Origin of the sequence: Sorangium sp. So ce176, assembly GCF_051519835.1 — a bacterium.
Lineage (GTDB): Bacteria > Myxococcota_A > Polyangia > Polyangiales > Polyangiaceae > Sorangium > Sorangium cellulosum_G.
Map to the genome: position 1 here is coordinate 5,806,387 of NZ_CP150371.1, position 13,665 is coordinate 5,820,051.

General features: G+C 71.6%; 11 protein-coding genes. 2 read left to right on the forward strand and 9 right to left on the reverse strand.

Features of this window, described 5'->3' with window-relative positions; genetic code table 11:
* Window positions 1-5: 5 nt before the first annotated feature.
* A complete protein-coding gene (locus tag WMF42_RS21655) occupies window positions 6-944 on the reverse strand; it encodes a hypothetical protein (RefSeq protein ID WP_437693991.1) in 939 nt (312 codons plus the stop codon).
* A gap of 102 nt (window positions 945-1,046) precedes the next feature.
* On the opposite strand from WMF42_RS21655, the gene hisC reads away from it, so the two are divergent.
* Complete coding sequence (hisC, locus tag WMF42_RS21660; RefSeq protein WP_437693992.1) at window positions 1,047-2,138, forward strand: histidinol-phosphate transaminase; 1,092 nt, start codon at window positions 1,047-1,049, stop codon at window positions 2,136-2,138.
* Window positions 2,139-2,161: 23 nt separating this feature from the next.
* Window positions 2,162-3,310: a tetratricopeptide repeat protein gene (locus WMF42_RS21665; protein WP_437693994.1), complete on the forward strand. Its 1,149-nt coding sequence runs from the start codon at window positions 2,162-2,164 to the stop codon at window positions 3,308-3,310.
* An 8-nt stretch (window positions 3,311-3,318) separates the two neighbouring features.
* Here WMF42_RS21665 and WMF42_RS21670 read toward each other — a convergent pair whose 3' ends face one another.
* The 8 genes from WMF42_RS21670 to nuoE form a co-directional block, all read right to left on the reverse strand.
* The gene (locus WMF42_RS21670) at window positions 3,319-4,251 is read right to left on the reverse strand and encodes a hypothetical protein (protein ID WP_437693996.1); all 933 of its coding nucleotides are present in this window, start codon (window positions 4,249-4,251) and stop codon (window positions 3,319-3,321) included.
* 155 nt (window positions 4,252-4,406) lie between these two features.
* The gene (locus tag WMF42_RS21675) at window positions 4,407-5,933 is read right to left on the reverse strand and encodes an NADH-quinone oxidoreductase subunit N (protein ID WP_061612268.1); all 1,527 of its coding nucleotides are present in this window, start codon (window positions 5,931-5,933) and stop codon (window positions 4,407-4,409) included.
* Window positions 5,930-7,942: a complex I subunit 4 family protein gene (locus WMF42_RS21680; protein WP_437693998.1), complete on the reverse strand. Its 2,013-nt coding sequence runs from the start codon at window positions 7,940-7,942 to the stop codon at window positions 5,930-5,932. The genes WMF42_RS21675 and WMF42_RS21680 overlap by 4 nt, the downstream gene beginning before the upstream one ends.
* On the reverse strand, window positions 7,939-10,434 hold the full coding sequence (gene nuoL, locus WMF42_RS21685; protein ID WP_437694000.1) for an NADH-quinone oxidoreductase subunit L: 2,496 nt from the start codon (window positions 10,432-10,434) through the stop codon (window positions 7,939-7,941). Before nuoL ends, WMF42_RS21680 begins: the two co-directional genes overlap by 4 nt.
* 52 nt (window positions 10,435-10,486) lie before the next feature.
* A complete protein-coding gene (gene nuoK, locus WMF42_RS21690) occupies window positions 10,487-10,798 on the reverse strand; it encodes an NADH-quinone oxidoreductase subunit NuoK (RefSeq protein WP_061612265.1) in 312 nt (103 codons plus the stop codon).
* Window positions 10,795-11,448: an NADH-quinone oxidoreductase subunit J family protein gene (locus tag WMF42_RS21695; RefSeq protein WP_061612264.1), complete on the reverse strand. Its 654-nt coding sequence runs from the start codon at window positions 11,446-11,448 to the stop codon at window positions 10,795-10,797. The genes nuoK and WMF42_RS21695 overlap by 4 nt, the downstream gene beginning before the upstream one ends.
* Window positions 11,445-12,797 carry an NADH-quinone oxidoreductase subunit NuoF gene (nuoF, locus tag WMF42_RS21700; protein ID WP_061612263.1) on the reverse strand — a complete coding sequence of 451 codons (1,353 nt, stop codon included), beginning with the start codon at window positions 12,795-12,797 and terminating at the stop codon, window positions 11,445-11,447. Before nuoF ends, WMF42_RS21695 begins: the two co-directional genes overlap by 4 nt.
* Window positions 12,798-12,801: 4 nt before the next feature.
* Window positions 12,802-13,284 (reverse strand): NADH-quinone oxidoreductase subunit NuoE, encoded by a 483-nt coding sequence (nuoE, locus tag WMF42_RS21705; protein ID WP_061612262.1) that lies wholly within the window; start codon window positions 13,282-13,284, stop codon window positions 12,802-12,804.
* Window positions 13,285-13,665: the final 381 nt, after the last annotated feature.

Sequence of the window (13,665 nt, forward strand, 5' to 3'; positions counted from 1 at the left end):
GCCGGTCAGGGCGCGGCGGCGGTCGCGCCCTCCGGCGCGTCCAGCGCCTCGATCCAGGCAGCGAGCCGCACCTCGTCCTTCGGCGGCGCGCCAAGGACCACGACGAGGAACGGGCCGTCGCAGACGAAGTAGCGGTCGTACATGTCGCCGCGCCCGAGGGTGATCGGCCCGGGCTCGCCCGGCGCGCGCGCGTCGCCGTCGAGCCGGAAGCGAACCGCGTGGCGGGCGTCGCCGATCGGGGGACCGCCCCCGTCCGCGAGCGGCTTGCCGATGAGCTCGTCGTGGACGCGGACCGCGCACAGATCGAGCGGGGGGATCTTCAGCGCGCAGTCGCGGTCGAACGGCTTCGCGCCGAGCCACCTCCGCAGCCAGCTCCGCGGCTTGCGCGCCAGCGCGACGACCTTCGCGACGGCGGCCTCGAGCGTCTCGGGGCGCGGGCACCGCGCGACGACCACCCGCTCCTCACCCCTCGCCGCGAGCGCGATCACGAAGTCGTCCGGGCCTCGGTGGTGATGCACCTCCACCTGCGCCGCGGCCCTCGACCACGTCGCGTCGTCGACGTCCTTCCAGAGACCGAAGCACGGCAGGACGCGCTCGCCGAAGAAGACCCCCTCGCGCTCGCTGGCGAAGGGCGACACGAACGACGGGCGCACGAACGAGAACGCGTACGCGCCGGGGGCGTCCCCGGGCGCGCTCTCCGGCAGGGCGCCGTCGGGGATGGGGCCGAACCTGCGCGCGATCTCGTGCCGCAGCTCCAGGAGCGACGCCTCTCCCCGGACGACGCGCCCGACCGACCAGGGCACGCCGGCGGCGCGCGGCGCGGCGGCCGCCTTGCCCTCGCGCTCCTCCAGGGGGAAGTCCGGCGAGAAGATCACGTTCTGCTCGGGAGCGACGGGGGACGACAGCGACGGCACGAGCACGGTCGCACGGCTCATCATGGGCATGAGGCCACCTTGTAGCGCACGTCGAGGTGTTCCCGGTCCGGCGCGGTAGTATACCGCGCTCCTCCCCTCAGCCCCGCGCCCGCGCCGACCGTGGATCGACACATGCCGCTGCCCGAGTTCCTCCCTGCGCTGCTCCGTCCGGAGCTCGCCGAGCTCCACGCCTACACCCCTGTCGCGGGCCATTTCCCTGTGCGCCTCGACGCGAACGAGAGCCCGCCGCTGCTCTCGGCCGAGGCGCGCGCCGCGCTCCAGCGCGCCGCGGCGCCCGAGGACTGGGGCCGCTACCCCGACGCGCGCCTCGTCGAGCTCCGCGAGGCGATCGCGGCCCGCTGCGGCGTCGACCCCGACGAGATCCTGGCCGGCGTCGGCTCCGACGAGGTGATCTCGACGGTGCTCACCGCGCTCGGCCGCCCGCGGCAAGGCGCGGACGCGGCGAGCGTCGTGACGGTGAGCCCCACCTTCGTCATGTACAAGCTGAGCGCGCGCGCCCGCGGCATGCGCGCCGTCGAGGTCCCGCTCGACGCCGGCTGGGATCTCGACGTGGCCGCCCTCGCGCGCGCCGTCGCGTTCGCGCGGCCCAACGTCGTCTTCATCGCCTCGCCGAACAACCCGACCGGCGCGCTCATGTCGGAGGACCGGATCGAGGCGGTCATCGCCGCGGCGAAGGACGCCCTGGTGATCGTCGACGAGGCGTACATCGACTTCGCCCCGCGCGACCAGCTCGCGCTCTGGCGCAGGCACCCGAACGTCGCCGTGCTGCGGACGCTCTCGAAGATCGGCCTCGCGTCGCTGCGCGTCGGCTGGCTCATCGGCGCGCGGGAGCTCGTGGCCGAGCTCGACAAGGTCCGCCAGCCCTACAACATCCCGGTGCCGTCGCAGCGCGCGGCCACCTTCGCGCTGCGCGAGCTCGACGGCGAGCTCCGCCACGTCGCGACGACAGTGACGGCCGAGCGCGAGCGGCTCGCGCGCGGGCTGACCGACCTCGGCCTCTCGGTCGCGCCGAGCCACGCGAACTTCCTCTGGGTCGGCACGCGCCGCCCTGCCGGCGAGGTCTTCGGCGCGCTCGCGGCCCGCGGCGTCCTCGTGCGCAGCTTCCACGCGGCGGGCGGGCGCCTCGCGCACCGGCTCCGGATCACCGTCGGCCTCCGCGAGGAAAACGATCGCCTCCTCGCCGAGATCGCCGCGTGCGCGTAGCCCTCCCCCGCCGAGATCGCCGCGTGCGCGCGGCCCTTCGCCGCGCCGCCGCGCGGCTGCCGTGGCTCGCGCTGCTCGCTGTCGGCGCCGGCTGCGCTGCGCCCCGGGTCGCTCGCTCGGTGGACGGCCAGATCCTCGTGGGCCGCCACATCGACGCGCGCTCCTATACGCTGTACGCCATCGGCGCCGAGGCCGAGGCGCGCGGCGATCTCGCGACGGCCCTCCAGGCCTACGAGCTGGCGGAGGAGGGCGACCCCGACAGCGCGGACATCTGGACCCGCATCGGGTCTGTCCGCTGCCGCCTCGGCCAGCAGGCGGCCGCGGGCGACGCCTTCGCCCGCGCCCGCGCGATCGACCCCGACTACGAGCCGGCCCACCGCGAGCACGCGCGCTGCGATCTCTCCGCGGGCCGGCTGGCAGCGGCGCTCGGGCGCGTCGAGCGGGCGATCCAGCTCGATCCGGAGCGCGACGACGGCCTCCTGCTCCAGGCCGAGATCCTGCGGCGGCTCGGCCGGAACGACGACGCGCGCCGCGCGCTGCGGGCGCTGCTCGTGCGCCGCCCCCGGTCGGCGGACGCGTGGCGCGCGCTCCACGCGACAGCCGTTGTGTCCGGCGATCGCGCGTCGGCCGAGCAGGCAGCGCGGCGCCTGCGCGAGCTCGCCCCGCCCGGCGGCGCCGCCGGGCGGCCGCCGCCCTCGCCGGGACCGCTGGCCGAGCTCGACGAGGCGCTCGTCCTCGGGCAGCTCCGTCGCGCCCGTCGCCTGGCGCGCGACGCAGACCTGCCGCCCGCCGAGGTCGCTGTACGCGCGGCCGCCCTGGGCCGCGCCGGCGAGGCCCGCGAGCAGGCCGAGCTCGTCTCGGGGGCCGATCCGGCGAGCGCCTCCGCGCTCGTGGCGCTCGCGGTGGCGGCCGATCTGACCGGCGACGTCGACGCGCTGACCCGGGCCACCGACGCGCTCCACGCCGCCGCGACGAGCGGCGGCCCGGCGGTCCCCCCGTCGCCGCTCGCGCGGCTCCTCTTTGCCGAGCTGCTCTTCCGCCGGGTCGGCAAGGACGCCGCGCTCGCCTGGCTCGGCCCGCTGCCGCCGCCCGGCGCCGGGGATCGGCTCTCCCGGGAGGTCGCGCAGCGCGTCCAGCGGGAGCTCGCGGGCGGCGCGCCCGCGGCGCCCTGACGCGCGCCTCAGGGCGAGGACGTCTTCGCGCCCTTCTTCTCGGCGTACTTCGCGAGGTCGAAGGTGAGCTCGAAATCGAGCTTGTTGTCGCCCTCCTTGATCTCGATCTCCTTCTTCACGTCCTGATCGATGGCTGGCAGGAGGGCCGCCGTGAGCACCTTGCCCACGGGGATGTTCTTGATCTCGAACTGGCCGTCGAGGTCGGTCACGTCGTGCGTCGCGAACTTGAGCACGAAGACCTCTGACTTGAGGAACGGCTTCGGCATCTTGTCCACGAGGTGGTAGTAGCCCGGCTGCGGCGGGTGGAACTTCACCGCCTCGCCCTGCGGCATGGCGACGAGGACGGCCATGAAGGGGGCGCCCTCGAGGTTCGGCATGTACGACTCCAGCGGATCGAGGTTCGCTACCTCGAGCCGCTGTCCGAAGGTCATGGCCACGGTCCGGCTCGAGAACGCGCACCCGTGGATGGTCACCTTCTCGGCCTCCTCGCGCTCGGGCACGTAGCCGCTGTAGTTGACGACGGTGACCAGCGCGTCGGCGAGCGCGCGCTGCTGCCCCACCCGGAACAGCCGCCCGTAGGTGGCCGCCGCCTCGCCGCACTTGCCGACCGGGAAGCTCAGCCCCGTGTCCGGCGGCGGATCTCCCTTGATGGTGACCCGCCCCCGCAGCGTCCCCGTGGGCCCGCTGTACGGCGCTCGCCGCTTCGGGTTCATCACCGCGAGGACGCTCTCCGACGTCAGCGAGAGCTCGGGCGCCTGCATCGCGCTCGCCGCCGCCGCGGCGCTCCCCGCGGCAGGCGCTGCGCTCGCCGCCGCGCTCGCCGCCGGCGCCGCGCTCCCCGCGGGCGAGCCTCCGGTCGTGTTGCCGCCCTGGCACCCGATCGCCCCGAGCAGCACGACCGTCGCCGCCCGCATCCGCCAGTTGTCCGCTGTTCTCTGCATGTTCTCGCCGCCTCGCATCGGCGCCGACTTTAGCAACTTGCGCGCCCCGCGCAGCAGCGCGCGATCGCCGCGAACGACGACGCCACCGTCGCAAGCGGCGGTGGCGTCATCGCCATACGAGTTGGCAGCCCGGCGGTGCCGCCGGGCGCTCCGCTTCAATGAGAGGCGAGGACGGAGCGAACCGCGATGCCCAGCGAGGTCGTCGGCCAGATGCCGAGGACCATCACCAGCACGGCGGACAGGACGAGGGCCGCGTTGACGTAGCCCGAGCGCATCGGCCGGGCGATCGGCGCGCCCGGGGCCGGCTCGCGCATGTACATGTACACGAGCACCCGCAGGTAGTAGTAGGCCGACAGCACGCTGTTGAGCAGCAGCGCCACGGACAGCGTGTACAGCTCGGCGCCCATCGCCGCCTTGACGATGTAGAGCTTGCCGAAGAAGCCCGCTGTCGGCGGCACGCCCGCCAGCGAGAGAAGGAACAGCGAGAACGCGAGCGCCGCCATGGGGTGCCGCTTGCCGATGCCGGCGAGGTCCTCGTAGCTCACCGCCTCGGCGCCGCGGCTGCCGCAGAGGATGAGCGTGCCGAAGGCGCCGACCGTCGAGACAGTGTAGACGAGCAGGTAGAACATCACGCTCGCCTGCGCGTCCTCGCTCGACCGCACCGCCGCCGCCACGCCGACGAGCAGGTAGCCGGCGTGCGCGATGCTCGAGTAGGCGAGCATCCGCTTCACCGACTCCTGCCGGCCCGCGATGAGGTTCGCCACCGTCATCGTGAGCAGCGCCATCACCGCCACGGCCGGCGGCCAGCCCGCCGCCCACGACGAGAGCTCCGGGCCGCCGAACGCGCCGAGCAGCACGCGCAGCAGCGTGGCGAACGCCGCGCCCTTCACCGCCACCGCCATGAACGTGGTGGCCGGCGTCGGGGCGCCCTCGTACGCGTCGGGCGTCCACATGTGGAACGGCACCGCGCTCACCTTGAACGCGAGCCCGACCAGCATCAGCGCCGCCCCGATGAGCAGCAGCCCCGGGTTCGGCGTCTTGTCCCCCGTCGCGGTCGCGATGGTGTCGCGGATCCCGGCGAGGTCGGTGTGCCCCGTCGCCCCGTAGATCAGCGCGCCGCCGTAGAGCAGCAGCGCCGCCGCGAACGAGCCGAGCAGGAAGTACTTGATCGCCGCCTCGCTGCTCCGCGGCGACGTCCGGCGGAAGCCGGTCAGCGCGTAGGCCCCGAGCGACATCGTCTCCAGCCCGAGGAACAGCGTCAGCAGGTCCCCCGCGCCGGCGAGGATGATCGCGCCGACCGTCGAGAAGGTCAGCAGCGGGTAGAACTCCCCGCGGTCGAGCCGGTGCTCCGGGAGGTACCCCCCCGCGAGCAGCGACGCCAGCGCGCCGCCGAGGCAGAGGACGAAGGAGAAGAACAGCGTGAAGCGGTCGATGATCAGGTACGGGGCGAGCGCGTCGACCCCGTCGAGCGTCTCGGGGCCGACGAACCCGACAGCGCCCGAGAACACCGCCCCGGCGAGGAGCGTGATCGCGGTCCCGAGCGCGATGTCGGACGAGGGGCCCGAGAGGCGCTCGGGCGACTCCTCGCGGCGGTTCGAGAACGCCTCCGCGAGCATCAGCAGGGCCCCGCCGAGCGCGATCACGAGCAGCGGCGAGACGGCGAGGAAGATCCCGTAGCTCATCGCGCCGCCTCCTCCCCGCGCGCCGCGACCTTGCCGTCGGTCTGACGATCGCGCCGATCGCTCCGGGCCTGCTCGTCCCCGCCCGCCCCCGGCGCGCCCTCACCGGGACGCAGCACCGGCGCCCCCTTGAGGAACGCAGGGGAGAACGTGTCCTCGGGCAGGAGCTTCGCGTTCCGTTCGTCCGCGAAGAGGATCGCCTGCCCGGAGACGACCTTGAACTGGTTGTAGGTAAACAGGACCGACTCCTTCATCCGATCGAGGAAGATCGCAGGGAACAGGCCGATCACGAAGATCATCAGCACCAGCGGCGCGAGCGCGAGCGCCTCGCGGGGCGTGACGTCGGGCAGGTGCCTGTTCTTCGGGTTGGTGAGCGGCCCGAAGAACATCTTCTGCACGACGCTCAGCATGTAGACGGCGGCGAGGATGACGCCCGCCGCGGCGCCCACCGTGTGGATCCCGCTGAACGTCCCGAGGCGCTCGGAGGCGTACGTGCCCATGATGATCATGAACTCGCCGATGAAGCCGTTCGTGCCGGGCACGCCGACGGAGGCGAACGTCACGATCAGGAAGAGCGTCGCGTAGACCGGCATCACCTTGGCGAGGCCGCCGAACTCGGAGACCTGGCGGGTGTGGCGCCGGTCGTAGATCACGCCGACCAGGAGGAAGAGCGCGCCGGTGGAGACGCCGTGGTTCACCATCTGGAGCACCGCGCCCTGGATCCCGCTCGGCGTCACGCCGAAGAGCCCCAGCATGACGTAGCCCAGGTGGGCGACCGACGAGTACGCGACGAGCCGCTTCACGTCGGCCTGCTTCCAGGCGACGAGCGCGCCGTAGATCACGCCACCGAGGATCGCGATGCCCGCGAGGTTCGCCGCCAGGCTGGAGGCCGGCCCGGGGAAGAGCCCCATCGAGAAGCGCAGGTACGCGTACGTCCCGATCTTCAGCATGACCGCGGCCAGGATCACCGAGCCACCGGTCGGCGCCTGCACGTGGGCGTCCGGCAGCCACGTGTGCACCGGCCACATCGGCACCTTGATGAAGAACGCGATCGAGAACGCCCAGAAGCAGAGCATCTGGGTGCTGCGCGGCAGCACCACGCGCGAGAGGGCGAGGTAGTCGAACGTGTAGGCGCCCGTGAGTTTCTGGTTCGCCCACACGAGGTACACGATGCCCGCGAGCATCAGCATCGAGCCCGCCATCGTGTAGATGAAGAGCTTGACCGCGGCCTTGATCTTCTCGACGCCGCCCCAGATGCCGATCATCACGAACATCGGCACCAGCATCAGCTCCCAGAAGAGGAAGAACAGGAACAGGTCCAGCGCGAGGAAGGCGCCGAGCATCGCCCCCTGAAGGAGCAGGAGGCAGAAGCAGAGCTCCTTGATCCGGCTCTTGATCGAGCCGAACGACGCGTACGCCGCGATCGGCGTGATGAACGTCGTGAGCAGGACGAGCCAGAGGCTGATCCCGTCGATCGCGACGTGCCACCGGATGCCGAGCGACGGGATCCACTCCTTGATCGACTGGAAGTGCCAGCCCGCCGTCATCGGCACGCTGAGCAGCCAGAGCGACGCCAGGAAGCCCGCGCCGAGCACCGCCAGCGTGAAGCCCCGGAGCAGCGAGAGCATCTGCCGCGGCACGAACAGCACCGCCGCGGCGCCGACGAACGGCAGGCCGATCAGCACGTTGAGGAGCGACGACCACTCCCCGGACGCGTCCGCCGCGGCCGCCGGCGCGTCCGACGGCCAGAGCCACTGCACGCCGAGGACGGTGAGCACCGCGATGAGCCCGAGGCCGACCCGCTGCCACGCGGTGTACCCGCCGGCGTGGGCCGCGCCGTGCTCGTCGCCGTGGTGATCGTCGTCGCCGTGGTGGTCGTGACCGCCGTGGTGATCGTCGTCACCCGCGTGGGCGCCGTCCGCGCCGCGCCCGTCGCCCCGCGGGAGGAGCGCTCCGACGACGCCGGCGACGAGCGCCGGCCAGTGATGCGTTACGAGGTCGAGCGCGCTCATTGCAGGCCTTTCGTCTGCTCCGCCGGGGTCGTCCCCGGGGCGGGCTTGGCACCGTTCGGGACCAGCATGGTGGTCGGGTCCGTGGGGTTCTTGCGGCCCGACGGCCTGGAGAACGAGAAGGTCTCGGTCGCCTCGCGATCGAAGGCGTTGCGCACGCGGAGCACGACCTCCTTCGTCTCGCCGGGCTCGACCTTCACCGTGACGTCGGCGGCCTCGGAGAAGTCACCCGACTTCAGGCCGGGCGCCTCCCAGCGGTACCGGTAGCCGAGCCCCGGCGCCGCCGAGAGCCTCACCTCGCCCGAACGGCGCAGATCGGCGTCGTCGACCTGCGCGTCCGCGTGCGGCTTGACCATGAACCAGCCGACGCCGGCGAGGCCGATGACCATCGACGCGGCGTACACCTGCACGCGGCCCGTCTGGAGCGCGCGCAGCACCGTGCCGAAGAACCCGACCACCGCGGCGGACAGCTTCGCGATCACGCCGTCGATGATCCACTTGTCCGCCATCGTGAAGATGTCGGCCAGCGCGTCGACCATGCCCACGACCGTGGCGTCGTAGAGCTCGTCGATCCGCCACTTGTCGTAGATGAGCCCGTGGAGCCGCGGGAACTGCTGCGCGAAGCGCCGCTCGGGCTCGCCGCGCCGGTTCCAGTACACGAGCATCGCCAGGCCGATGCCGGCGAAGCACGCCGCCACGCCGGGCAGCATCATCGCCCACATCAGCCCCTTCGCCGCCTCGCGCTCCACCACCGCGCGCGACGTCATCGAGAACACCGGCTCGAGCAGGTGCGCGAGCGGCGCGAACGCGTGCGAGTGGGTGAGGTGCACGAGCGGCTCCGCCATCAGGAAGCCGGCGAAGACCGACAGCGCCCCGAGCACGATGAGCGGGATCGTCATCGGCAGCGGCGACTCGTGCGGCACCGGGCCCTCGAGCTTCTCGCCCGGCGCGTGCGCGTGGTGGTCGTCGTGGTGGCCGTGCGGGTGCGGATCCTTCCACCCGCGCACGATCGTCCAGCCGCGGAACTCGCCGTGGAACGTCAGGAAGTAGGCGCGGAACATGTAGAAGGCGGTCATCGTCGCGGCGAGGATGCCGACGGTGTAGATCGCCGGGCCGAGCCAGTCGGGCCACTGCCACACCGGCTGCCCGCGCGTCGACACGGACTCGATCCGGCTGGAGAAGGCGCGCCAGAGGATCTCGTCCTTCGACCAGAACCCGGCGAACCCGGGGAAGCCCGCGATCGAGAGGCACGCGAGCAGGAAGGTCCAGCGCGTCAGGGGCATGTGCTCCCTGAGGCCGCCCATGTTCCGCATGTCCTGCGACCGGTCGGTGTCGTGGATGCGCGCGTGCATCGCGTGGATCACCGAGCCGGCGCCGAGGAAGAGGCAGGCCTTGAAGAAGGCGTGCGTGAGGACGTGGAAGAAGCCGGCCGCGAAGGCGCCGACGCCCACGCCGATGAACATGAACCCGAGCTGGCTCACCGTGGAGTAGGCGAGCACCTTCTTCAGGTCGTTCTGGAAGAGCCCGATCGAGGCCGCGAAGATCGCCGTGAGCACGCCGGTCACCGCGACCACCGCCATGGCGAACGGCGACAGCACGAACACCGCCGAGAGCCGGGCCACGAGGTAGACGCCCGCGGTCACCATCGTCGCGGCGTGGATGAGCGCGGAGACCGGCGTCGGGCCGGCCATCGCGTCCGGCAGCCAGACGTAGAGCGGGATCTGCGCGCTCTTGCCGGCGCAGCCGAGGAACAGCGCGAGCGCGATCAGCGTCGAGGCGTACACGAGCACCGGCTGTGACGGGATGATGAAGCTCAGGAAGCCCGGCACCGTGTCGGCCGACATGTTGCCGATCGGCCAGACCTTCACCGCGGAGAGCAGGTTGCCCGCTGTCGCCGCGATGCCGTCGAAGTTCAGGGTGCCCGAGTAGTAGACGAGCATGGCCATCGCGACGAGGAGGCCGAAGTCGCCGATGCGGTTGACGACGAACGCCTTCTTGCCCGCGCTCGCGTTCTTGTCGTCCTTGAACCAGAACCCGATGAGCAGGTAGCTGCACATGCCGACGCCCTCCCACCCCACGAAGAGGACGGCGAGGTTGTCGGCCATGATCAGCACGAGCATCGAGAAGCAGAACAGGTTCAGGTACGCGAAGAACCGGTAGTAGCCCGGGTCCTCGCGCATGTACGCGGACGAGTAGAGGTGGATGAGGAAGCCGACGCCGGTGACGACGAGGATCATCGTCCCGCTCAGGCCGTCGACGCTGAAGGCCACGTCGATCGGGATCGACTGGCCCATCCGGCCCGTGATCGAGAACCAGCGCCAGGCCGTCCAGCTCAGCTTGCCGCCCTCGTGCGGGAGCATCAGGAACGTCGTCACGGCCGCCAGGAAGGCGCCGCCGAGCGCGGCGAGCGCCATCAGCCGGACCGCGTCCTTGCCGAGCCGCTTGCCGAACAGGCCGTTCACGAGCGCGCCGAGCGCCGGCAGGCCGAGCACCACCGCGAGCAGCGCGAACTCGGACGCGGGGAATAAGACTCTCAGGGCTTCCACGCTAACTCCTCAGGAGATCGGCGTCGTCCGAGCGCATCGTCTTCCGGATGCGGTAGAACGCGAGCACGATCGCGAGACCCACGGCGGCTTCCGCCGCCGCGATGGCGATGACGAAGAAAGTGAAGATCTGCCCGGCGTGATCCTGCGGGTGCACCCGGTTGTACGCGACGAGCGTGAGGTTCACGGCGTTGAGCATCAGCTCGATGCTCATCAGGAGGACGAGGAGGTTCCTGCGCAGCAGGAAGCCCACCGACCCGATCGCGAACAGCGCCGCCGCGACCACGAGGTAGTACTCGATGGGGACGGTGATCATGACTTCGGCTCCTTCGTCGACAGGGTGAAGTGGCCCGTGAGGGCGCCCGGCTGCGCGTCCGGCGCCGCGGCGTCCCGCACCGGGACCTGATCGCGCGGGTCCGGCGACGAGGGCGCGGCCGGCAGCAGCGTGGGATCGACCTGCCTGCCGCGGGCGACGGCGACGGCGCCGATCACCGCGACGAGGAGCAGCGCGCCCGAGAGCTCGAAGGGCACGATCCCCTTCGTGAAGAGCTCGTGCCCGAGCGCGTCGATCGTCCCGAGCGACTCGGGGGCGGGCGGCACGACCGTGACGCCGGGCTTGCTGGCGCTGATGGTGAGGAGCAGCGCGCTGATGGCGCCGACGGAGAACACGCCGGCGCCGAGGTAGCGCGGCACCGCTGTGCGCGCGTCGCGCGGCGACGTCGCCGACGGGCCGAGGAGCATGATCACGAACAGGAAGAGGATGACGACCGCGCCCGCGTACACGAGGATCTGGATCGCGGCGAGGAACTCCGCGGACAGCATCAGGTAGAGGCCCGCGATGCCGAAGATCGCCGTGAGCAGCCCCATCGCGCCGCGGATCGGGTTCCGCGCCGCGACCGTGGCCAGGCCGCCGAGGAGGACCAGCAGCGACGCCAGCCCGAAGAAGGCGAATTCGAAGATTTTCACGGAGAGAGCACCCCTGTCGACGACCGGCCCTTGGTCTGTATGTACGCCTCGAACTCCTTGCGGAACTTCCGCAGGAAGCCGAGCGCGGGCATCGCCGTTCCCTCGCCGAAGGCGCAGATGGTGTTGCCCATGATGTTGTCGGCGATCTCGTGCAGCCGATCGAGCTCCTCGATCGTCCCCTCGCCGTGCACGATGCGATCGAGGATCCGGTGGATCCACGCGCTGCCCTCGCGGCACGGCGTGCACTGGCCGCACGACTCGTGGCGGTAGAAGCGCATCAGGTTGTGCATCGCGAGGACCGGGCACGCCTTGTCGCTGAGCACGATGGCGCAGCAGGTGCCGAGCATCGTCCCGAGCGCGCGGAACGTGTCCACGCCGAGCGGCACGTCGAGCACGCTCTGGCCGTGCCACGGGTGGAGCGGCGACTTGTCGCTCGGCGCGTTCACGACCTCGTCGGCGCGCAGGATCGGGCACGACGAGCCGCCCGGGATGACCCCGAGGAGGTTGCCGTGCTTCACGCCACCGCCGAAGTCGTAGATGAGGTCGCGCAGCGTCACGCCGACGCTCGCCTCGAAGATCCCGGGGTTGTTCACGTGGCCGCTCACGCCGAAGAGGCGACAGCCGCCGTCCTTCAGGTGGTGCAGCGCGGACAGCTTCGAGAAGTTGTCGCCGCCGAGCTCGAGCGCCGTGGGCACCGCGGCGATCGTCTCGAGGTTGTTCACGGTGGTCGGCATCCCGAACGCGCCGAACTGCGCGGGGAACGGCGGCTTGAGCCGCGGCTCGCCGCGCTTGCCCTCGAGCGAGTTGAGCAGCGACGTCTCCTCGCCGCAGATGTAGGCGCCGGCGCCCGTGTGGACGTAGACCTCGACGGGGTAGTCGATCCCGAACGGGCGCTTGCCGAGGTAGCCCTTGGCGCGCGCCTCCTCGATGGCCTCCCAGAGCCGCGCCTTCGAGAGGTGCAGCTCGTCGCGCACGTAGATGTACGCGGCGTGGGCGCCGATCCCGAAGCAGCCGATGATGCACCCCTCGACGACAGCGTGGGGGTTCTTCTCCATCAGCGTGCGGTCCTTGAAGGTCCCGGGCTCGCCCTCGTCCGCGTTGATGACGAGGTAGTGCGGCCGCTCGGGCTTCGGGGGCCACGGCATGAAGCTCCACTTCACGCCCATGGCGAACCCGGCGCCGCCGCGGCCGCGGATGTTGGCCGCCTTCATCTCCTCGACGAGCGCCTCGCGCGTCATCCCGAGGGCGCGCTTCGCCTGCTGGTAGCCGCCGCCCTTCTCGTACACGGCCAGCTTGTGGCCGTCGGGCTTGTCGTAGTTCTTGGTCAGGTAGCGCGTCAGCCGGAGCATCTCGTCACCTCGTCAACCGATCGAGGATCGCGTCCACCTTCTCGAGCGTCAGGCCCTCGTGGTAGTCGCGATCGACCTGCATCATCGGGGCGGTGCCGCACGACGCGAGGCACTCTGCGGTGCGCAGCGTGACCTTGCCGTCCTGCGTGGTCTCGCCCACCCGGATCCCGAGGCGCTTCTCGCAGTGGTGCAGCACCGCGTCCGCGCCGTTGAGCGCGCAGCTCAGCGTCCGGCAGACCCAGACCTGGTGCTTGCCCACGGGCTCCTTGTTGAAGAGCGTGTAGAAGGTCGCGACGCCCTGCACGTGCGCCGTCGGGAGGCCGAGCTGCTCGGCGACCCAGCGGAGCACCCGCCCGGAGACCCACCCTTCCTGGCTCTGACAGAGGTGGAGCACCGGGATGCACGCGGCCTGGCGGTTCGGGTAGCGCGCGAGGATCTTCTCGAACTCGACCTTCCGGTCGGCGCTGAGCGCAAAATCTTCGGTCATGTCGGCTGTTGGCACGGTCCGCTGGCTCCCTGGGCGCGCCGCGGTCGCGGCGTGCCCGCTTCGACATGCAGTGGGGACCCCGCAACGCGGGTCCCCTTCCAAGCGAGGGGTTCACCCGGAAAGCCGGGCGTCACCTCGTGCGCCTCCTGTGGAGAGGCGCCCACCGGAGGCGGACAGCCCCGCGCACCGGCGGCCGGGCATTCGGTTATCCGTCGCACGGAGCCGTTCCCGAGGCGCGGGCACGCTAGTGAGCGACGGTGGTCACTGTCAAGGCACGCCGGGGGGAAACCTCCGGCGGATAACAGAAAGGGTCCGGCTGCCCAAGAAAGGTGGTGCCTGGAGCACACAGCGAGCCGGCCGACCCGCCACGGCCGGCTCGCG